The sequence below is a fragment of the Sphingomonas sp. P3_C5 genome, assembly GCF_056402635.1.
In genome coordinates, this window is record NZ_JBFUHA010000001.1 from 209,611 (window position 1) to 227,948 (window position 18,338).

The window sequence follows — 18,338 nt, forward strand, 5'->3', positions numbered from 1 at the left end:
CGTTGGGGCTCTTTATGGAGGTCCGAACCCTTGGGGAAAAGCCTTGATCCTGACCGCCCTTGCCGACGCCCAGAACCATATCCGGTTCGAGGACCTTCATCTCCACGCCGAACTCGTGAAAATCCCCCTGTTCGGGCATGAATTCGCCATCAAATGGTATTCGATCGCCTATATTTCCGGGATCCTGGTCGGCTGGTGGTATCTGCTCAAGCTGATCGCGACCCCGGGAAGCCCGATGGCGCGCCGCCATGCGGACGACCTCGTCTTCTACGCGACGCTTGGCATCATCCTCGGCGGACGTCTCGGCTATGCGATCTTCTACGCGCCGAGCATGTTCGCCAATCCGCTGCAGATCCTGAAGCTGTGGGATGGCGGCATGTCCTTCCATGGCGGGATGATCGGCACCTCGCTCGGCCTCATCCTGTTCGCGCGCCAGCACAAGCTCAACTGGCTCCGGATTCATGACTATCTCGCCTGTTGTGTGCCGTTCGGCCTGTTCTTCGGCCGGCTCGCCAATTTCGTGAACGGCGAGCTGTGGGGCAAGCAATCCGACCTGCCCTGGGCAATCGTCTTTCCGCGCACCGGCGAGGATATCGCGCGCCATCCGAGCCAGCTTTACGAGGCCGGGCTCGAGGGCATCGTCCTGTTCGCCATCCTGTGGTTCGCCTTCTGGAAGACCAAGGCGCGCTACGATCCGGGCAAGCTGGTCGGCCTGTTCCTGCTCTTTTACGGTCTGGCGCGCTTCACCGTTGAGTTCTTCCGCGAGCCCGATTCGCAGTTCGCCGGGACCTTCTTCGCGACCACCATCCATATGGGCCAGGTGCTGACCCTGCCGATGATCATCGGCGGCATTTATCTGATCGCGACGTCGGCAAAGCGCCGCGAACGGGTCGAGCCGATCGCCGGGAGCGAGAGCGTAGCGTGACCTCTTCCCCTCGCGCAGGCGCGCTAGGGCATGCATGTATCGAATTCGAAAGCCTTCTTTCCTTCTCCCCCTGTGGGAGAAGGAGGGAGGAGCGAAGCGACGGAAGGATGAGGGGGAGTGAGGTTCGGCAGCGCTAGACCAACGGGAGTCCCCCTCACCCTTCCCATCGCTAAAGCGATGGGCCCCTTCCCTCTCCCACAAGGGGAGAGGGAGAAAAAGGCGCAGCTAGATGTATGAATCACCTAGCTCAGGCGCGGGGGGGATTGAGCCCTCTCTCGCCGATCGCCTCGCACGCGCCATCACGCTCGCGGGACCGATCTCGATCGCCCAGTTCATGGCCGCCGCTAACGCGCATTATTACGCGACCCGCGATCCACTCGGCGCGGGCGGCGATTTCACCACGGCACCCGAAATCAGCCAGATGTTCGGCGAGTTGATCGGCCTGTGGTGCGCCGATCTCTGGGACCGGGCCGGACGGCCCGACATCGCCTGGGTCGAGCTTGGCCCGGGGCGCGGCACGCTTGCCGCCGATGCGCTCCGCGCCATGGCGAAGGCAGGCCTCACGCCGCCAGTCCATTTCGTCGAGACGAGCCCGACTCTCCGCGCCGCCCAGGCCGAACGCGTGCCGGAAGCGACCTGGCATGACGAGGTCGCGACGCTCCCCAAAGACCGTCCACTGATCGTCATCGCCAATGAATTCTTCGACGCCCTGCCGATCCGCCAGCTCGTCCGTGCGGAAACGGCATGGCACGAACGGCTGGTCGCCTGCCAGGACGTGCTGTTCCTGCCGATCGCCGGCAAGCAGGTGCCTGACACCGTCATTCCACCCGCCCTGCGCGATGCAGCGCCGGGATCGATCATCGAGACCTCGCCCGCCAGCGTCGCCGTCATGCGCGCGCTCGCCCAGGCGATCGCGGTACAGGGGGGTGCTGTACTCGCGATCGACTATGGCTATGAAGGCCCGGCGATCGGCGACACGCTTCAGGCAGTCCGCGCGCACGCCTTCGCCAATCCGTTCGAGAATCCGGGAGAGCAGGACCTGACCGCGCATGTCGATTTCGCAACCCTCGCCGCCGCAGCGCTGGCTGAAGGGGCCAATGCCTCGGCCGTTATCAATCAGGGCGCCTTGCTGACCGCGCTCGGTATCGACGCGCGGGCGGCAGCGCTTGCGGCCGCCGCGCCCGATCGCGCCGCTGGCATCGCCGCCGATCGCGAGCGGCTGACCGGCGCGATGGGCACTCTGTTCAAGGCGCTCGCTGTCACATCAACGGCATGGCCGAGCCCGGCAGGCTTCGCATGATCACCTATCGCGATGCCCGCACGATCGACGGCCCGGCGCTTGCCGCGATGGCGCGGCGCTCCTTCACCGAGACCTTCGGCACGCTTTATAGCCAGTCGGACCTCGCTGCCTTTCTAGACGAGGCGTTCGGCGCGAACGGCCTGCCCTCACAACTGTCCGATCCGGATTTCGCCGTCCGGCTCGCGCTCGACGACGGCGAGATCATCGGCTTCGTCAAGATGGGCCCGGTCACCTTCCCCGGCGAATGGCGGCCCGATGCCATCGAGCTCTATCAATTCTATGTGCTCGGTCCGTGGCAGGGCCAGGGTGTCGCCCAGGAATTGATGGAATGGTCGCTTGGCCATGCGCGCAGCCACGGCGCGAAAGAGATCATCCTCAGCGTCTATGTCGACAACCACCGCGCGCAGCGCTTCTATGAGCGCTACGGCTTCAGCGAGATCGGGCGCTACGCCTTCCGCGTCGGCGAGACGATCGACGACGACCGGATCATGCGGCTGGTGTTGTGAGCACAAGCGAAGCAGCTGACGTCGAAGTCATCCGCGCCCGTTCGCTCGCGGGCGTAGCGCATGGCTTTCTCGGGCGGCGCGGCGGCGTTTCGACCGGCGACCATGCCGGGCTGAATGTCGGCATCGGCTCTGATGACGACGCCGACAAAGTGGCGGAAAACCGGCGGCGCGCGACCGAGGCAGTGCTGCCGGGTGCGCGGCTCGTCACGCTCTACCAGATCCATTCAGCCGATGTCGTGCGCGCTCTGACCGGGTTCGACGATCGCCCGCCGGGCGACGCGCTGGTCACTGATCGGCCAGGAATCGCGCTCGGCATCCTGACCGCGGATTGCGCGCCGGTGCTGTTCGCGGACCGCGAGGCCGGCGTGGTCGGCGCGGCGCATGCCGGTTGGAAGGGCGCCATCGGCGGCGTGACCGACGCGGCGATCGACGCGATGGAAAAGCTCGGGGCAAGGCGCGAGCGGATCGCCGCCGCCATCGGGCCATGCATCGCGCGGGCGAGCTATGAAGTGGATGACGGTTTCGCCCGCCGCTTCGAAGCCGACGATCCCGCCAATGAACGCTTCTTCGCCCCCGGCAAGCCCGGCCACCGCCAGTTCGATCTCGAAGCCTATGTCGTTCACCGCCTCGCCTCGGCCGGGATAGGGCGGATCGAAGCACTCGGCCTCGATACCTGCGCGGACGCGGACCGCTTCTTCAGTTATCGCCGCGCCACGCTGAGGGGCGAGCCGAGCTATGGCCGTCAGATTTCGATCATCGGACTTTGAATTGAGGGCCGATCTGGGTGAAGCGGCTGGCTACGCCACCCCGTATCAACTGATTCAACCGCAGTTCGAATCGTAGCAATGTGCAAACCGGACGGAGCGTAAAAAACTCCGGCTCGGCTCTTTGACATGACGCTCGAAACCTCGGTGTTCCGCTTGTCCCTGTTCCTTCCCTGTACCCGGGTACGGCTCTCCCTGTTATTTCCAACACCTCTCCCTGTTATCTCCAACACGCCTCCCTGTTATTCAATAACAGGGAGAGCGCCTTTCAAGGCCTTGAATAAGCGCATTAAATTTGCCGAAAAAATCCAACAAACGGGGCAAAATCGGGCCAAAAAATAAAATTCTCCCTGTTAATTGCGAATAACAGGAACAGGGGGCGGACGGCCATTATACCGGCCGCCGCGCGAGGTTCGAATCGGCGCTTCGGGTCAGGTTCCAGCGCATCACCGAACCTCATCTTGTCACTGCGAAAGGCAGGCCCAGCGCTCCAGCCCGGAAGGAACGAGCGCGGTCGCGGTCGGTTACGGTGCGGAGGCATTCGCGATCCGCCTTTTGTTGCCGCAAGAGGTATCAAATGTGACTATCTCGCGTTAGGACTGACTCAATCACCTCTCACACGCAGGACTCCCCATGGCGATCAAGAACGAAACCGAAGCCGATCTCACCGGCATCGCCGCCCGCACCAAGCCCAAGCCTTCGGTCGAGACGATCGGCGACCGCAAGCTCAAAGCCTCAACCCTGATGATGGGCCATGGCTATGATCCAATGTTGTCCGAAGGGTCGCTCAAGCCGCCGATCTTCCTCACCTCGACCTTCGTCTTCCCCAACGCAGCAGCGGGCAAGCGCCATTTCGAGGGCGTCACCGGCAAACGCCCCGGCGGCGCCGAAGGCCTTGTCTATTCGCGCTTCAACGGCCCCAACCAGGAAATCCTCGAGGATCGCCTGGGCATCTGGGAAGAGGCCGAGGACGCGCTTGCCTTCTCGTCGGGCATGTCGGCGATCGCCACCCTGTTCCTGTCGATGGTCAAGCCGGGCGACACGATCGTCCATTCCGGCCCGCTCTACGCTGCGACCGAGACGCTGATCGCGCGCATCCTCGGGCGCTTCGGCGTTCACTGGCTCGATTTCCCGGCGGGCGCGACCCGTGAAGAGATCGATGCCGTCCTCTCCAAGGCAGCGACCGGCCGTGTTGCGCTGATCTATCTCGAAAGCCCGGCCAACCCGACCAACGCGCTGGTCGACATCCAGGCAGTCGCCGCCAGCCGGGACGAGATCTTCAAGAACGCAGCCGATAAACCGCCGATCGCGATCGACAACACCTTCCTCGGCCCACTCTGGCTCCAGCCGCTGAAACATGGTGCCGATATCGTCGTCTATAGCCTGACCAAATATGCCGGCGGCCATAGCGATCTCGTCGCTGGCGGCGTGCTCGGCTCCAAGGAGCACATCAACACGATCCGGCTGATGCGCAACACGATCGGCACCATCTGCGATCCCCATACCGCCTGGATGCTGCTGCGAAGCCTCGAGACGCTCGAACTTCGCATGAGCCGGGCCGGGGAGAATGCGGTGAAGGTCTGCAACTATCTGCGCACGCACCCGAAGGTCGAGCGGGTCGGCTATCTCGGCTTTCTTGAGGATACGCCCGGCATGGAGCGCCAGGCCGATATCTATCGCCGCCACTGCACCGGCGCCGGATCGACCTTCTCGCTGATCATCAAGGGCGGCGAGAAAGAAGCCTTCGCCTTCCTCGACGCCCTCAAGATCGCCAAGCTCGCGGTCAGCCTCGGCGGCACCGAGACGCTCGCCAGCCACCCCGCCGCGATGACCCATTTGTCAGTGCCCGATGCTCGCAAACAGGCGCTCGGCATCACTGACAATCTGGTGCGCATCTCGATCGGGGTGGAGGATGCCGACGATCTGATCGCCGACTTCGATCAGGCGCTGGCCGCTATCTGAGCGTCTTGCGGAAAAAGGCCACCACCGCCGCGTCGAATTCGGCGTGGAAAGCGGTGCGGTCGAAACCGGGGGCGCTCTGGCACAGATAGGCGAGGCGTTCCTTCATCGCCGGGCTGCACGGCGCCAGAAAGTCGAAATGGCCGGCGTTCGGCACAAGATGATAATCGGGTGGCGACGGCAGCGCGGTCGCCACCGCCTCAGCGTAAAAGGGGTGCGGCAGGATCTGGTCGTCCGTGGCGCGCCAGAGCTGGACCGGGATGGTCACACCGGCAAGCCCGGCGCGGTCAAAGGCAAACCCCAAAGCCGGAGCGGCGACCGCGATGGCCTTGAGACGATGATCGGCGGGCCAGTCGGTCGCAGCCATCGGCGCCGGGATCGGGTGGGTGGCGATCAGGGAGCAGTCGAAGAAGCTGGGATGCGCGGCGCAATGGGGTGCGACCCGGCCGAGATCAGGCCTTGCGCCGGCGGCCGCCAGCACGGTGAACCCGCCCGCCGAAAAGCCGAAGGCACCGACACGACTGGCATCGAGCGCAGCGCGGCCAGACCATGTACTGAGCATATAACTCACCAGCTGGCTCAACTGCTTCGGGCGGGCCACGACATCGGTCGCATGGGTCTGGTCGTGCCAATTGTCGCCGGGATGCGTCAGCGCGGCGACCACAAAGCCGGCATGGGCGAGTGCCAGCGCGGTATCATAATGGCCGGCATAGCTTCCGCCATTGCCGTGCGAGATCACTATCAGCGGCAGCCTCTTGCCTGTGATCGGAGCATCGGCCGCGACGTCCTGGGTGTAGAGGTCGATCGGCCGGGACGAAGCCGGAGCGGTCGTGGGATACCAGATACCGATATCGGTACCGTCCGCCTCCTGAAGATGCTGAAAGCCGACGGACGGAGAAGAGGGCTCAGCGGCAACCGCTTGCGACGGCGAAATGGCCACCGCGAACAGACAGGCAACGATCGGGAGCGTACGAAAAAACCAGGGCATGGAATCCTCCAAAAGGGTGCTGGATGCCCTTTCGGATGCGACCCGTTTCATACCTTGGCGAGCGCGACTTCGCCGATGGGCGAGCGGGTTCGTGGATGGTCGGGCGGGTTTGCCGCCGGCCGCGCCCGCCGCTAGAGCGAAGCGATGGAGGCGCAGCACAGGGCAGCACGCAATGGCTCGGCCGCGAGGGTGGCGTGGGCAATTGTCGCCGCCACGATTGTCGGCGTTTTCCTGGGTATTGTCGGGCCCTTTGGCAGCTATCTCAACGGCAGCGTTCTCACCCGCATCGCCTATTGGGTTTTGTCGATGTGGCTTGGCGTTGCCTTTTATGGCTCCGCCTTCGTGCTGGCGCGCCTGCTGGCGGCGCGGAGCGGGATCCCGCTCTGGATCGCCACTGCCTTTCTGGTCATGGCCGCCAGCCTGCCCCAAGCGCTCGCGACCAGCGCGCTGGCGCTCTATTTCTGGCCGAATCTCGCCCAGCTGTCGCTGAGCCAGCTCGACTGGTTCATGCAGGTCCTGGTGCTCGCCGGCCCGGTAACCCTCGGCTATGCCTTCTGGACTGGCCTGTTGTCGCCGGCACGAACGCCGCACCGAACGCCCGATCACACAGCTGGCGGCGAGCCCGATGACGCGTCCGGTCTGTTCGCGTTGCTTCCGCCCCGGCTCGGCACTGACATTATCTGCATGGCGATGGAGGATCATTATGTCCGCGTGCACACGGCGCTCGGCTCCGACCTGCTGCTGATGCCGATGGCGCGCGCAGTCGAGGATGTCGCGGCAATCGAAGGCTGTCGCGTCCACCGGTCCTGGTGGGTCGCGCGGTCGGCGGTTCTTCGGATCGATGGCCCGCCGCGCACCATGCGGCTGCGTCTCGTCAACGGCATGGACGTGCCGGTCGCGCGCCGCACCGTCACGATGTTGCGCGGCCTCGGCTGGCTCGATCAGCCCGTGACAACGTCCCGCCCCTCCAGCGCGGCGAGATCATAGGGGAGGCGCTCGATGCGATCTGGCGATTCGGATTGGGGCCAGGTCGGACTTATTCTTTGCGCGACCGCGTCCAGGGCCTAGGGTGCGCCGTACAGGAACAAGGTCGCAAGGCAGGCTTCGACCCCGGGGGAAACGCGATGACGATCTTTGTTCGAATGGCATGCGCTGCGGCGATGCTCGCTCTGGTGCCGGCCGGCGCCTCCGCGCAGCTCGTCGACAACCGCCTCAAGGCGATGGACAACATCGATAAAATGAATGCCGCCTTCGCCGCGGGCAGCGTCCTCGTGCTCGGCCGCGACCCGAAGCCATCCGAGCCGTACGAATGGATCAAAATGATGGTGACCCCCGAATATGGCATGTCGGCACAGGTGTCGCAGGGCATTACCTTTCTCGACACCGCCAAATTCCTGAAGATGCTGATCGCCAAGCCGGCCGGCGCGGCGCTGCGCGCCGAGGCGATCGATAACGCCTATCTGGAGGTCTATGGGCGCCCGTCCACCGCGGTGGAGCAGGCGAGCTGGGACGCTCAGGTCAAGGCGAGCAAGGCCTGGTTCGCATCGATCGTGGTGAAGGAAAGCACCAAGCTCAATGCGTCGCCCGCGGAGCGGAGCGCCATGATCGGCCGCGCCTATCAAAGGGCCGAGGGGCGAGCGCCCTATCCGGGAGACGCGCAATTCTGGGGACCGAAGAACGAGCATTTCCGCGAAATCATCGCGGCCGAACGGGCGTGGCTCTATACCGACAAGGGCGCCAATGAGCTCGTCGCCGTCGCGGGCCGGGCGTGGCAGGCGCGATATGGCACGCCGGCAACCGACGCCAACATCAAGGCGATGCTGATCAAGGCAACGCCGACCAAGATGGTGTTCGCGGAGATGGTCGACAGCTCCAAAGCGATCAAGATCGCCCCCTGAACGGGTAGAGCCCCCGACACTGCGCACCGGGTGGCGCGGCTCGATCAGCCCGTGACGACGTCCCGCACTACCGAGATGTCCAACCCCTCCAGAGCAGCGAGATAGTCGGCGAGCGTGATCAGATCGAGGCACGGCGTGGCGCCGCGCCGGGTCAGCTCGCCCCGCGCCAGTTTCCTGGCGAGCAGGATCGCCGGCATGCAGGGAATATAAGGACCGTGCCCCGAGCGGGCGATCAGGAAGAAGCGCTCCTGTCGCGGAGCGCCATCATGGCCGGTCCCCGACAGATACATATGGAAGCCGCTCCGGCTCGACCCCAATCGGTCGAACAGCAACGCAAGCCGCAGCAACGGCTCGGCATGATCCGCCAGCGACCGGACCAGGCCGAAGCGGACGAGCCAGCTCAGCAACCAGGTCCCGATATGCAAAACCGCCAGCTCATGCCCGGCCGAAAAGCGCTGGCTCCGCAAGCCGGGATAGCGCGCCGGAAACAGCGTCAGGTCCGGAATGTCACAGTCACCGAACAGGCGGGTGCCGAGCTGGGGATAATGTTCAGCGTGCAGATCCTGCCAACCGTAGATAGTGCGCATCATGCCATCGCGGAGCGCGGTGAAGGGCTTGCCGACATAGCTGAGCACGGCTGAGGTCGTCGCCAGCCCGCGATTGGTCTGCTGGGCGGCGCTGATCCCATAGTCGACGCTGTCGAGCTCAGCGAAGCCCGGCAGATAGTCGTCGATGACCGCGGCCGTGAGGCATGGCACCGAGCTGGCACCGCTGACGACCAGCACGTCCTGCTCGCGCGCCGCATCATCCAGCGTGCCGATCGAAGCCACGAAATCGCGCGCGTCGGCAAGATCGACATAATGGCATCCCTGCCCGACACAGGCACGCGCGACGCGGTAATCCTGGGTCTGGAACGGGCCGGTCGTGTGGATGACGATGTCCGGTCTGATTCGGGCGAGTGCCGCAGGGATATCGCCGTCGATATCGATGGCATGCGCCTCGGCCGGATGAGTCGCGGCCAGTTCAGTGGCGAAGGACCTCGCCTTTGACTCCGACCGGCCGCCGATCAGCAGCTGGATCGCCACATCGTCGGCCAGGGCCTTGGCGATATAGCTGCCGAAATTGCCGTAACCGCCAATGACCAGGACGCGCATCACCATGACGGCTTGAACACCATCAGGAAGAAGACAGCGATCAGGCCGCCAAAGGCCGGCCAGCCGAGCGCGAACCAGAGCCGGAAAAGCCGGCGATACGCGGTCTGATCGATCGCTTCGCCGGTCGCCTCGCGCTCCAGCATCTGCTTCATCCGGATCTGGATCAGCACGACCGGCACCCAGCATATCCCCGCCAGCGCATAAAGCGCGTAGGTCCAGACCAGCCAGGCATCGTTCCAGGCAAAGCCCGCCTTCCACACCAGCCAGAACCCGCTCAGGGGTTGGATGATCACCGCCGGCAGCGTGAACATGAAATCGGCGCGCACCGTCATCGCGGCGGCGAATCGCCGCGCGGCGACATCGAGGCTCAGATTGGCAAAGAGAAAGAAATTGGCGATGCCGGCGCCTGTACCGAACAGGATCGTCGCACTGATGATGTGGAGTGTCTTGACGAGGAGATAGGAATCCACCGGCTCAGCCGTCGCTGACCCGTTCTATATCGGCGCCGACCGCGCTCAGCTTCTCCTCGAGCCGCTCATAGCCACGATCGAGATGATAGACGCGCTGAACCTGGGTCTCGCCCTCAGCGGCCAGACCGGCGAGGATCAGGCTCATCGAGGCTCGCAGGTCAGTTGCCATCACTGGCGCGCCGACCAGCTTGTCGACGCCGCGCACGACGGCGGTGCGGCCGCGGACCTGGATGTCAGCGCCCATCCGCGCCAGCTCGGGCACGTGCATGTAGCGGTTTTCGAAGATCGTCTCGGTCAGCACGCTGGCACCATCGGCAAGCGTCAGCATCGCCATGAACTGCGCCTGCATGTCGGTCGCAAAGCCCGGGAATGGGGCAGTCGAGAGCGTCAGCGGCCCCAGGCCGTTCTTTGCCTCGACATAGAGATTGTCGCCGCGCTCCTCGATGGTGACGCCGGCCTCGATCAGCGCCGCAGCCGTCGCCCGCATATCGTCCATCTTCACACCGACCAGCTCGAGCGCACCGCCGGTGATCGCKGCGGCGCAGGCATAGCTGCCGGCCTCGATCCGGTCAGGCATTACCCGGTAAGTGGCGCCGTGGAGCCGATCGCGGCCCTCGATCTCGAGCGTCTCGGTGCCGATCCCCGAAATCGAGGCGCCCATCGCGACGAGGCAATTGCACAGATCGACGATCTCGGGCTCGCGCGCCGCGTTCTCGATGATCGAGCCGCCCTTCGCGGTAACCGCCGCCATCACCGCATTCTCGGTCGCTCCAACCGAGACGATCGGAAAGGTCACGCGTCCGCCGGGCAGCCTGCCGCCGGGCGCCGTCGCCTTCACATAACCCGCCGACAGCTCGATCTCGGCGCCCAGCGCCTCCATTGCCTTCAGATGCAGGTCGATCGGCCGGTTGCCGATCGCGCAGCCGCCCGGCAGCGACACAGTCGCCTCGCCCGCGCGACCGACCAGCGGACCGAGCACCAGGATCGACGCGCGCATCTTCCGAACGATATCGTAGGGCGCCTCGGTCGCGGTCAGCTTGCCGGCGCGAATCGTCATTACTCGGCCGAAATCCTCAGGTCGCGCGCCTTCGATCTGAGTCGAGCACCCGAGCTGGTTGAGCAGATGGCCGAAGCTGTCGACATCGGCGAGCCGCGGCAGATTGCGCAGCGTCACCGGCTCCTCGGTAAGCAATGCGCAGGGCATCAGGGTGAGGGCGGCGTTCTTCGCGCCGGAGATGGGCAATTTGCCCGACAGGCGTTTGCCGCCGCGGATGAGGATACGGTCCATTGGCGGCTTCTATCGCCTGCGCGTCGCCACGCAAGCGCCGCGTCCATCCTCCGAGCGCCGGCAACATCGCTGTAACAATGCTTGATCGACTTTAATGCACTGATTCTCCTGCGATGCTCTGGCTGTCCCGGGTTTAGGGGGCGATCGAGTGTCGGGCAGCTGTTTCGCCGAAAAATTAGGCGCCATGGTCGCGTTGACCCCCGCCGAACATGCTGCCCTCGAAAAGCTGGAGGAGCGCGAGCGCAATTTGCGGCGCGGCGCGACGCTGCAGCGCGAAAACGACGTCGGCGCAGAGCTGTTCATCCTGCGCAAGGGCATGATGATGAGCTCGGTCCTGCTCGACGACGGCAGCCGCCAGATCCTGCGCTTCCTGTTCCCCGGCGACATGATCGCAGTCTCAGCTCTCGTCTATCGCGAGGCGCCCGAGACGATCACCGCGCTGACCGACGCGGTCGTCTCACCGTTCGAGCGATCAGCGATGAGTCGGTTGATCAGCGGCCATCCGAGGCTTGCGGGGCTGATCCTGGTCCATAACCAGATCGAGCGCGCCACTTTGACTGACCGGCTTGCCGCGCTAGGCCGCACCTCGGCCAAGGCCCGCGTCGCGGCGATCCTGCTCGAGATGTGCAGCCGGCTGCGGATGCTCGACAAAGGGCTGGGCAACAGTTTCGCGCTCGGGCTGACTCAGGAGGAGATTGGCGACGCGACCGGCCTCACCGCGGTCCATGTCAACCGCATGCTGCGCCAATTGGAGGAAGAGGGGGTTATCGCGCGCGCGGGTGGGCGCGTGACGCTAACCGATGAGCGTGCGCTGGCGCGGGCGGCCAAGTTCGTCGATCGCCATGCGGGGCTGGATCTCAGCTGGCTGCCCGCGGGGCGATAAATCCCCCTAAGCGATCAGGCCTTTTCCAGCGTACATTGCAGCGGGTGCTGGTTCTGCCGGGCGAACTCGATCACCTGCGCAACCTTGGTCTCCGCGACCTCGTAGCTGAACACGCCGCACACCCCGACGCCCTTCTGGTGGACGTGGAGCATCACTCGAGTCGCCGCTTCCATATCCATCTTGAAGAAGCGCTGGAGCACCAGCACGACGAATTCCATCGGCGTATAATCGTCGTTGAGCAGCAGCACCCGATACGGCGTCGGCTGCTTGGTCCGGGTGCGGGTGCGGGTCGCGATGCCGAGGCCAGTGCCTTCGTCATCGCCGCCATCGCCATCGCGGCGCTCGGCCATTGCCGTCGTGGTGAGATCATTGATCATGTGAGGTCGAAAATATGGCACTCGCGGGGCCAAGGGCAAGGGGGTGAAAGCCCATCAACCCTGTTTCGTGTCTATTTCAGCTTCGCTGACGCGGCACCAGCCCGCTCCCTCACCCGGCCTCCCACAGAATATCCTGAATGGGAGGCCGGGTGAGGGAGCGGGCGGAGCCGCTCAAGGTTCCGGCGATGCGCAGCATCGTTGGAATGGCGGCGCAGGGTGGCGCCGTCTTTCTGCACAAAACGAAAAGGGCGGCCCCGCGGGACCGCCCTTCCGTTTTTTCGATCGTCAGCGTGATTTACGCTGCGATCTTCACCTTCTCGACGGCAACCGCAACGCGGTTCGAGATCGGCTGGGCGACCTCGCCTGCGAGCTTCAGCATCGCTTCGGTGTTCTTCGACGTCTGCGCGACGACCGAGTCGAACGCCGAGCGCATATAGTCGCTGTGCAGCTTGAAGAAGTCGGTCGGCGACTTGACGGCCGACAGGCTCTTCAGCGCGGCGGTCGCGCCTTCGAACTGCTTGCGGCTGTAATCGGCAGCGTCCTGGCCGAGCGTCTCGATGCCCTTGGCAGCGATCTTGCCGGATTCGACGATGGCTTCGATATTGCCCTTCGAGAACTCATTGGCTTCCTCGAAAAGCTTGGTGCCCTTCTCGACAGCGGCCTTGGCGCGCTCATTGGCTTCAGCGAAATAGGTCTGGGCCTTTTCAGCGGCGTTCTTCAGATTGGCTTCCATGATAGTCACTTCCTTCTGGATGGTGGCGACCGTCGCGGGGGCGACGGGAGGGGGTGTTTCGACGACGAGTACGGGCTCTGGAATGGAGAGCTCCGGAACAACGGGTTCTGGGCTCCCTGCGGGCTCGGCTGCCATTTCGATCACCGGTTCCGGCGTAACCGGAGCAGGCGCGGGCAGCTCGACTTTCGGCGCGACCGGCGCGATCTCGACTGGCTTGATCGCTTCGGGCGCTGGCTTCGCCGGAGCGGCAACCGCGGCCTTGGCCGCTGCTGCCGGGACCGGCGGCTTCGTCACAGGCTTGGCGGCAGCCGCTGCCTTGGCCGGCGCTTTCACGGGCGGCTTGGCGGCAGGCTTCGGCGACGCCGCTGCCTTCGCTGTCGTACTGGGCTTACGCCCCTTGATGGCCATATCGGCCTCCTGCTGAATGCTTGCTGCACTGCAATATAGCTAAGTGCTGCACATTTCGCAAGAGATTTGTTGCACTGCAACATAACCGTAATGGCTGCAGTTTAAGCTTTTTTTGGCAGTTGTTTAGCGCGCCCTTACATAGGTTCCGGGCGCGTCTTCGATCGCCTTCAGGCTGCCCTTGCCCGGCTTGCGCGCACCCTTGGCGGGAACGGTGGACGGGTCCTGCTCGCGCAGCCAGCCGATCCAGTCCGGCCACCAGCTTCCCTTGATCTCGATCGCGCCGGCGACGAATTCCGCCAGCGTCTTCACCGGCTCAGGGTTGAGCCAATATTGGTATTTGCCGGCCGCGGGCGGGTTGACCACGCCAGCGATATGCCCGGAGCCGGCGAGCAGGAACTTCACTGGCCCGGCGAAATGTTCAGTGATTCGCCACACGCTTTCGGCGGGCGCGATATGGTCCTCGCGGCCGGCCTGGACGTAGGACGGCGTCCTGACGCGCCTCAGATCGATCGGCGTGTCATGAACCGCAAGCGCACCCGGCTTCACCAGCAGATTGTCGCGATAGAGATCGGTCAGATAGCTCAGATGCCATTTCGCCGGCAGATTGGTCGTGTCGCCATTCCAGTGAAGCAGATCGAATGGCGTATAGTCCGCGCCTAGCAGGTAATTGTTGGTGACATAGTTCCAGATCAGATCGCGCCCGCGGAGCAGGTTGAATGTCAGCGCGAGATAGCGGCCGTCGAGAAAACCCTCGGGCGACAGATTCCGGATCATCGTCAGCTGTTCGTCGTCGATGAAGTTGAGCAGCTCGCCGGCGCGCGCGAAATCGATTTGGGCGGTGAAGAAAGTCGCGCTCTTCACCTTCTCGGCCTGTTCGCGCGCATCGAGCACCGCCAGTGTCGCCGCGAGCGTCGTGCCCGCCACGCAATAGCCGATGGCATGGACCGATTCGACCTTCAGCCCTTCGCGGATCGTGTCGATCGCATCGATCTGCGCCTCGACATAGTCGTCCCAGACCACATCCTTCATGCTCGCGTCCGCCGATTTCCACGAGACCATGAAGACGGTGATGCCCTGATCGACCGCCCAGCGGATGAAGCTCTTCTCGGGCGTCAGATCGAGGATGTAGAAGCGGTTGATCCAGGGCGGGAAGATCACCAGCGGGACGGCGAGGACCTTGTCGGTGGTCGGGCTGTACTGGATCAGCTCGTAGAGCGGGGTGCGCTTCACCACCTTGCCCGGAGTCGTGGCGAGGTTGCGGCCAAGTTCGAAGGCGTCCGGATCGGTGTGGGTGAGTTGCCCCTTGGCGATGTCGGCCAGCATGTGCTGCAGGCCCTTCAGCAGATTCTCACCGCCGGTCTCGATCGTTTTTTCGAGCACCTGCGGGTTGGTCGCCGGGAAGTTGCTCGGGCTCATCGCGTCGAGAAAACCCTTGGCGGCGAAGCGAAGCTGCTCTTTCTGTCGCTCGTCGACGCCCGGCATCGCATCGATGCCCTCAAGCATATGGTCCGAGATCAGGAAATAGCTCTGGCGAATCCAGTCGAACAGGGGATTGTCGCGCCATTGCGGGGCGGCGAAGCGCTTGTCGCGGGCGTGCTTGTCATCGGCCGGTGCCGCTTTGGACGGGTCGAGAAAGCGCTGCCAGAGATCTAGGCTGTCAGTCCAAAAGGCTTCGGCGCGCTTGATCGTCGCGGGATCGTTGATGCCGGGGATCACCGGCAGGCCGAGGTCCTGCTGGCCAGCCGCGGTCGCGGCGGACAGGCCGCTTTCGAGCATCATCTGCTGCGCGCGGCCCATCACCCAGGTCCAGTGCTGGAGTTCTTCGAGGCTGGGAAGCGCGGCTGTGGCCGTGGTTTCGCTCACTGCGTATCTCCGGTCATCATCGCCACTGCGCCGAGCATCGCATAATCTCCTTTGGCGCAGGCGACTTTTGGTTTCGCATGCGTCGGTCCCGTCTGGTATAGACGTTCGATGTCGCCTTTGCGACCATGAGGAAGTTCACCGTGACTGATGATTTCTACCGTATCCGCCGCCTGCCGCCCTATGTCATCGCTGAAGTCAATGCGATGCGGGCAGAGGCGCGCGCGACCGGCGAGGACATCATCGATCTCGGCATGGGCAATCCCGATCTGCCGCCGCCGCCACATGTGATCGACAAATTGTGCGAGGTCGCGCGCAAACCGGACGCGCATGGCTATTCGGCCTCGAAGGGAATCCCCGGGCTGCGCAAGGCCCAGGCAGGCTATTACAAGCGCCGCTTCGGCGTCGATCTCGACCCCGATACAGAGGTGGTCGTCACCCTTGGTTCGAAGGAAGGGCTGGCCAATCTGGCGCAGGCGATCACCGCGCCCGGCGATGTCGTGCTGGCGCCGAACCCGAGCTATCCGATCCACACCTTCGGCTTCATCATCGCCGGCGCGACGATCCGCAGCGTGCCGACCACGCCCGACGAGCATTATTGGGAAGCGCTCGAGCGCGCGATGGCCTTTACCGTGCCGCGTCCATCGGTGCTGGTGATGGGCTATCCCTCGAACCCCACCGCCGAGGTGGTCGACCTCGCTTTCTATGAGCGGGTCGTGGCGTTCGCGAAGGAGCACAAGCTCTGGGTGCTGTCCGACCTGGCCTATTCCGAGCTTTATTATGACGGGTGCCCGACGCCTTCGATCCTTCAGGTGCCGGGTGCGAAGGATGTCGCGGTCGAGTTCACCTCGCTCTCCAAGACCTATTCGATGGCCKGCTGGCGGATCGGCTTCGCGGTCGGCAATCCGCAGCTCATCTCGGCGCTGACCCGGGTGAAGTCCTATCTCGATTATGGTGCCTTCACCCCGATCCAGGCGGCCGCGGTCGCTGCGATCAACGGGCCGCAGGACATTGTCGAGCAGAATCGCCAGCTCTATCAGCGCCGCCGTGACGTGCTGATCGAGAGCTTCGGCCGCGCTGGCTGGGACATCCCGGCACCGCGCGCTTCGATGTTCGCCTGGGCACCGCTTCCGCCTGCGCTCGCGCATCTCGGCAGCCTCGAATTCTCGAAGCAATTGCTGACCCATGCCAAGGTCGCGGTCGCGCCGGGGGTCGGGTACGGCGAGAATGGTGAGGGCTTTGTCCGCATCGCCATGGTCGAGAACGAGCAGAGGCTGCGTCAGGCGGCGCGGAACGTGAAGCGCTATCTGCTGAGCATGGGCGTCAACACCCCGGCGCGCACTGGCTAGGCCGGGCCCTCCCGGATTGACGGCGACGCCGCGCGCCGCCATCGGCTCGGGATGACCCGCCCCGGCTTTGCCTTCTCCACCCGTTTCCGCGTCCGCTATGCGGAGATCGACGGCCAGAAGGTCGTGTTCAACTCGCGCTATCTTGAATATGCCGATGTCGCGGTGACTGAGTTCTGGGAGTGGACTGGGATCGAGGCAGCTTTGGGCGAGGCCTGGACCGAGACCGAGTTCCATGTCCGCCGCGCCGAGATCGACTATCTCAAGCCCTTCGCGCTCGGCGACACGATCGAGGCCTTTGTTCGCATCTCCCGGATCGGGACGTCGAGCCTGACCCAGCGCTTCGAGCTTTGCCATGCGACGACCGGGGCGCTTCACACCGTGATCGATATGGTGATCGTGAATGTGCACCTGCCGAGCGGGCAGCCGTTGCCGATCGCCGATCCGGTCCGCGCCTTTTTCGAAGCGCTGCCAGCCGAGTAAGCGGTCCGCTACTCCGCGGCGCGGATCTCGTGGTCGCGGTTCACATTCTCGGGCAGCGCCCAGAGCAGATCGTGCTTGGTCAGCACCCGCCCGTCCCAGGCACGGACGTCGATCGGCGCGATCGGCCGCATGTCGCGGGCATCGACCAGCACCGGCGTCGCGACCACGCCTGTCTCCCAGCGCTCGCCCCATTGGCGCAGCGCAATCATCGTCGGGAGCAGCGCCATGCCCTTGTCGGTAAGGCGATATTCGATCTTGCGGCGATCCTCGGGCAGCGCATCGCGCTTGAGGATGCCGTGTTCGACCAGCCGCGCCAGCCGGTTGGCCAGGATGTTGCGCGCGATGCCGAGCTCCGACTGGAACTCCTCGAAATGATAGAGGCCGTTGAAGGCCGCCCGCAATATGAGGAACGACCAGCGCTCGCCCATCGCTTCGAGTGCCGCCGGCAGGCTGCATTCGGCCAGGTCGCGCAGGGGTTCGCGGAGTTTGCCGTCCATAAATATCCTCACCGTCCCGCAGCGTATCGCATTTTCGCCGCCTTGGAAACGTCATATAAGTTTTTAGTTGCAACTTGAGACTTAATGCACTAGGTAGTGATTCGCAACTGAATTCAAGGAGGACAGAAAATGACCCGTTTTAGCCAGATCGCCACCGCCCTTGTCGGCACTGTCATGCTGCTCTCGCCGATCGCCGGCCAGGCCCAGGCACCCGCCGGCGGCTATTACACGGCTGTCCCCGTCGCCAAGCCGACCAAGACCAGCCTCGTCACCCACACCACCGTGTGGAAGTGGCAGGACACCGCCTTCGTCGCCAACAAGGCGCCCGAGCGCGAGAATGTGGTGTGCGAGCTGATCGCACAGCGGGTCGGCGCCCTCAGCGCGTTCACCGTCGCGGGCCAGGCGCTCGACGCCGATGCACTGGCCAAGTGCAACGCCCGCGCGAAATAAGCATCCGCCAGACAGGAATCCCCTGGGCCGGCCGCGGCGACAAGCCGCG

General features: G+C 64.4%; 19 protein-coding genes. 11 read left to right on the top strand and 8 right to left on the bottom strand.

Annotated features, from left to right (window positions below):
* Positions 1–43: 43 nt before the first annotated feature.
* The 5 genes from lgt (at position 44) to AC1DVS_RS00970 (ending at position 5,457) form a co-directional block, all read left to right on the top strand.
* Positions 44–925 (top strand): prolipoprotein diacylglyceryl transferase, encoded by an 882-nt coding sequence (gene lgt, locus AC1DVS_RS00950; RefSeq protein ID WP_478019439.1) that lies wholly within the window; start codon positions 44–46, stop codon positions 923–925.
* A 229-nt stretch (positions 926–1,154) separates the two neighbouring features.
* Positions 1,155–2,225, top strand: coding sequence for a class I SAM-dependent methyltransferase (locus AC1DVS_RS00955; protein ID WP_478019440.1), 1,071 nt, complete (start codon positions 1,155–1,157; stop codon positions 2,223–2,225).
* The gene (locus AC1DVS_RS00960; RefSeq protein WP_478019441.1) at positions 2,222–2,731 is read left to right on the top strand and encodes an N-acetyltransferase family protein; all 510 of its coding nucleotides are present in this window, start codon (positions 2,222–2,224) and stop codon (positions 2,729–2,731) included. The genes AC1DVS_RS00955 and AC1DVS_RS00960 overlap by 4 nt, the downstream gene beginning before the upstream one ends.
* Positions 2,728–3,498, top strand: a complete 771-nt coding sequence (pgeF, locus tag AC1DVS_RS00965) for a peptidoglycan editing factor PgeF (protein ID WP_478019443.1) — start codon at positions 2,728–2,730, stop codon at positions 3,496–3,498. The genes AC1DVS_RS00960 and pgeF overlap by 4 nt, the downstream gene beginning before the upstream one ends.
* Positions 3,499–4,128: 630 nt before the next feature.
* On the top strand, positions 4,129–5,457 hold the full coding sequence (locus AC1DVS_RS00970) for a cystathionine gamma-synthase family protein (RefSeq protein WP_478019445.1): 1,329 nt from the start codon (positions 4,129–4,131) through the stop codon (positions 5,455–5,457).
* Here AC1DVS_RS00970 and AC1DVS_RS00975 read toward each other — a convergent pair.
* Entirely contained in the window at positions 5,450–6,442 is a 993-nt protein-coding gene (locus AC1DVS_RS00975; RefSeq protein ID WP_478019446.1) for an alpha/beta hydrolase family protein, read from the bottom strand. The two genes, AC1DVS_RS00970 and AC1DVS_RS00975, sit on opposite strands and share 8 nt — an antisense overlap.
* A gap of 144 nt (positions 6,443–6,586) precedes the next feature.
* Here AC1DVS_RS00975 and AC1DVS_RS00980 point away from each other — a divergent pair, with 144 nt between their 5' ends.
* A complete protein-coding gene (locus AC1DVS_RS00980) occupies positions 6,587–7,429 on the top strand; it encodes a LytTR family DNA-binding domain-containing protein (protein WP_478019448.1) in 843 nt (280 codons plus the stop codon).
* A gap of 137 nt (positions 7,430–7,566) precedes the next feature.
* Positions 7,567–8,340 carry a hypothetical protein gene (locus AC1DVS_RS00985; RefSeq protein ID WP_478019450.1) on the top strand — a complete coding sequence of 258 codons (774 nt, stop codon included), beginning with the start codon at positions 7,567–7,569 and terminating at the stop codon, positions 8,338–8,340.
* A gap of 44 nt (positions 8,341–8,384) precedes the next feature.
* Here the strand turns inward: AC1DVS_RS00985 and AC1DVS_RS00990 are convergent, their stop codons facing one another.
* The 3 genes from AC1DVS_RS00990 to murA are packed head-to-tail and all read right to left on the bottom strand — an operon-like array spanning position 8,385 to position 11,252.
* Positions 8,385–9,500, bottom strand: a complete 1,116-nt coding sequence (locus AC1DVS_RS00990; RefSeq protein WP_478019452.1) for a saccharopine dehydrogenase family protein — start codon at positions 9,498–9,500, stop codon at positions 8,385–8,387.
* A complete protein-coding gene (locus AC1DVS_RS00995; RefSeq protein WP_478019454.1) occupies positions 9,494–9,964 on the bottom strand; it encodes a DUF2269 family protein in 471 nt (156 codons plus the stop codon). Before AC1DVS_RS00995 ends, AC1DVS_RS00990 begins: the two co-directional genes overlap by 7 nt.
* Before the next feature lie 4 nt (positions 9,965–9,968).
* Positions 9,969–11,252, bottom strand: a complete 1,284-nt coding sequence (gene murA / locus AC1DVS_RS01000) for a UDP-N-acetylglucosamine 1-carboxyvinyltransferase (RefSeq protein WP_478019456.1) — start codon at positions 11,250–11,252, stop codon at positions 9,969–9,971.
* Between the two features lie 184 nt (positions 11,253–11,436).
* Here murA and AC1DVS_RS01005 point away from each other — a divergent pair, with 184 nt between their 5' ends.
* Entirely contained in the window at positions 11,437–12,135 is a 699-nt protein-coding gene (locus AC1DVS_RS01005) for a Crp/Fnr family transcriptional regulator (protein ID WP_478019458.1), read from the top strand.
* A 14-nt stretch (positions 12,136–12,149) separates the two neighbouring features.
* On the opposite strand, the gene clpS is transcribed toward AC1DVS_RS01005, so the two are convergent.
* The 3 genes from clpS to AC1DVS_RS01020 form a co-directional block, all read right to left on the bottom strand.
* Positions 12,150–12,485, bottom strand: a complete 336-nt coding sequence (gene clpS, locus AC1DVS_RS01010) for an ATP-dependent Clp protease adapter ClpS (RefSeq protein ID WP_343891223.1) — start codon at positions 12,483–12,485, stop codon at positions 12,150–12,152.
* A 322-nt stretch (positions 12,486–12,807) separates the two neighbouring features.
* Complete coding sequence (locus tag AC1DVS_RS01015; protein WP_478019460.1) at positions 12,808–13,653, bottom strand: phasin family protein; 846 nt, start codon at positions 13,651–13,653, stop codon at positions 12,808–12,810.
* A 123-nt stretch (positions 13,654–13,776) separates the two neighbouring features.
* Positions 13,777–15,450, bottom strand: a complete 1,674-nt coding sequence (locus tag AC1DVS_RS01020) for a PHA/PHB synthase family protein (RefSeq protein ID WP_478021199.1) — start codon at positions 15,448–15,450, stop codon at positions 13,777–13,779.
* 206 nt (positions 15,451–15,656) lie between these two features.
* On the opposite strand from AC1DVS_RS01020, the gene AC1DVS_RS01025 reads away from it, so the two are divergent.
* Positions 15,657–16,862, top strand: coding sequence for an LL-diaminopimelate aminotransferase (locus AC1DVS_RS01025; protein WP_478019461.1), 1,206 nt, complete (start codon positions 15,657–15,659; stop codon positions 16,860–16,862).
* Between the two features lie 51 nt (positions 16,863–16,913).
* Positions 16,914–17,342 carry an acyl-CoA thioesterase gene (locus AC1DVS_RS01030; RefSeq protein WP_478019463.1) on the top strand — a complete coding sequence of 143 codons (429 nt, stop codon included), beginning with the start codon at positions 16,914–16,916 and terminating at the stop codon, positions 17,340–17,342.
* A gap of 8 nt (positions 17,343–17,350) precedes the next feature.
* Here the strand turns inward: AC1DVS_RS01030 and AC1DVS_RS01035 are convergent, their stop codons facing one another.
* Positions 17,351–17,839, bottom strand: a complete 489-nt coding sequence (locus AC1DVS_RS01035; RefSeq protein ID WP_478019465.1) for a winged helix-turn-helix transcriptional regulator — start codon at positions 17,837–17,839, stop codon at positions 17,351–17,353.
* A 129-nt stretch (positions 17,840–17,968) separates the two neighbouring features.
* Between AC1DVS_RS01035 and AC1DVS_RS01040 the strand changes: the two genes are divergently transcribed.
* A complete protein-coding gene (locus AC1DVS_RS01040) occupies positions 17,969–18,289 on the top strand; it encodes a CC_3452 family protein (RefSeq protein ID WP_478019467.1) in 321 nt (106 codons plus the stop codon).
* Positions 18,290–18,338 lie beyond the last annotated feature (49 nt).

What these genes read in the sequence shown, in the direction of transcription:
- AC1DVS_RS00955 (WP_478019440.1), top strand. Translation starts at nt 1,155, where the DNA reads ATGTATGAATCACCTAGCTCAGGCGCGGGGGGGATTGAGCCCTCTCTC.
- AC1DVS_RS00960 (WP_478019441.1), top strand. Translation starts at nt 2,222, where the DNA reads ATGATCACCTATCGCGATGCCCGCACGATCGACGGCCCGGCGCTTGCC.
- AC1DVS_RS00970 (WP_478019445.1), top strand. Translation starts at nt 4,129, where the DNA reads ATGGCGATCAAGAACGAAACCGAAGCCGATCTCACCGGCATCGCCGCC.
- AC1DVS_RS00975 (WP_478019446.1), bottom strand. Translation starts at nt 6,442, where the DNA reads ATGCCCTGGTTTTTTCGTACGCTCCCGATCGTTGCCTGTCTGTTCGCG.
- AC1DVS_RS00980 (WP_478019448.1), top strand. Translation starts at nt 6,587, where the DNA reads ATGGAGGCGCAGCACAGGGCAGCACGCAATGGCTCGGCCGCGAGGGTG.
- AC1DVS_RS00985 (WP_478019450.1), top strand. Translation starts at nt 7,567, where the DNA reads ATGACGATCTTTGTTCGAATGGCATGCGCTGCGGCGATGCTCGCTCTG.
- AC1DVS_RS00990 (WP_478019452.1), bottom strand. Translation starts at nt 9,500, where the DNA reads ATGGTGATGCGCGTCCTGGTCATTGGCGGTTACGGCAATTTCGGCAGC.
- AC1DVS_RS01005 (WP_478019458.1), top strand. Translation starts at nt 11,437, where the DNA reads ATGGTCGCGTTGACCCCCGCCGAACATGCTGCCCTCGAAAAGCTGGAG.
- clpS (WP_343891223.1), bottom strand. Translation starts at nt 12,485, where the DNA reads ATGGCCGAGCGCCGCGATGGCGATGGCGGCGATGACGAAGGCACTGGC.
- AC1DVS_RS01015 (WP_478019460.1), bottom strand. Translation starts at nt 13,653, where the DNA reads ATGGCCATCAAGGGGCGTAAGCCCAGTACGACAGCGAAGGCAGCGGCG.
- AC1DVS_RS01020 (WP_478021199.1), bottom strand. Translation starts at nt 15,450, where the DNA reads ATGGGCCGCGCGCAGCAGATGATGCTCGAAAGCGGCCTGTCCGCCGCG.
- AC1DVS_RS01030 (WP_478019463.1), top strand. Translation starts at nt 16,914, where the DNA reads ATGACCCGCCCCGGCTTTGCCTTCTCCACCCGTTTCCGCGTCCGCTAT.
- AC1DVS_RS01035 (WP_478019465.1), bottom strand. Translation starts at nt 17,839, where the DNA reads ATGGACGGCAAACTCCGCGAACCCCTGCGCGACCTGGCCGAATGCAGC.
- AC1DVS_RS01040 (WP_478019467.1), top strand. Translation starts at nt 17,969, where the DNA reads ATGACCCGTTTTAGCCAGATCGCCACCGCCCTTGTCGGCACTGTCATG.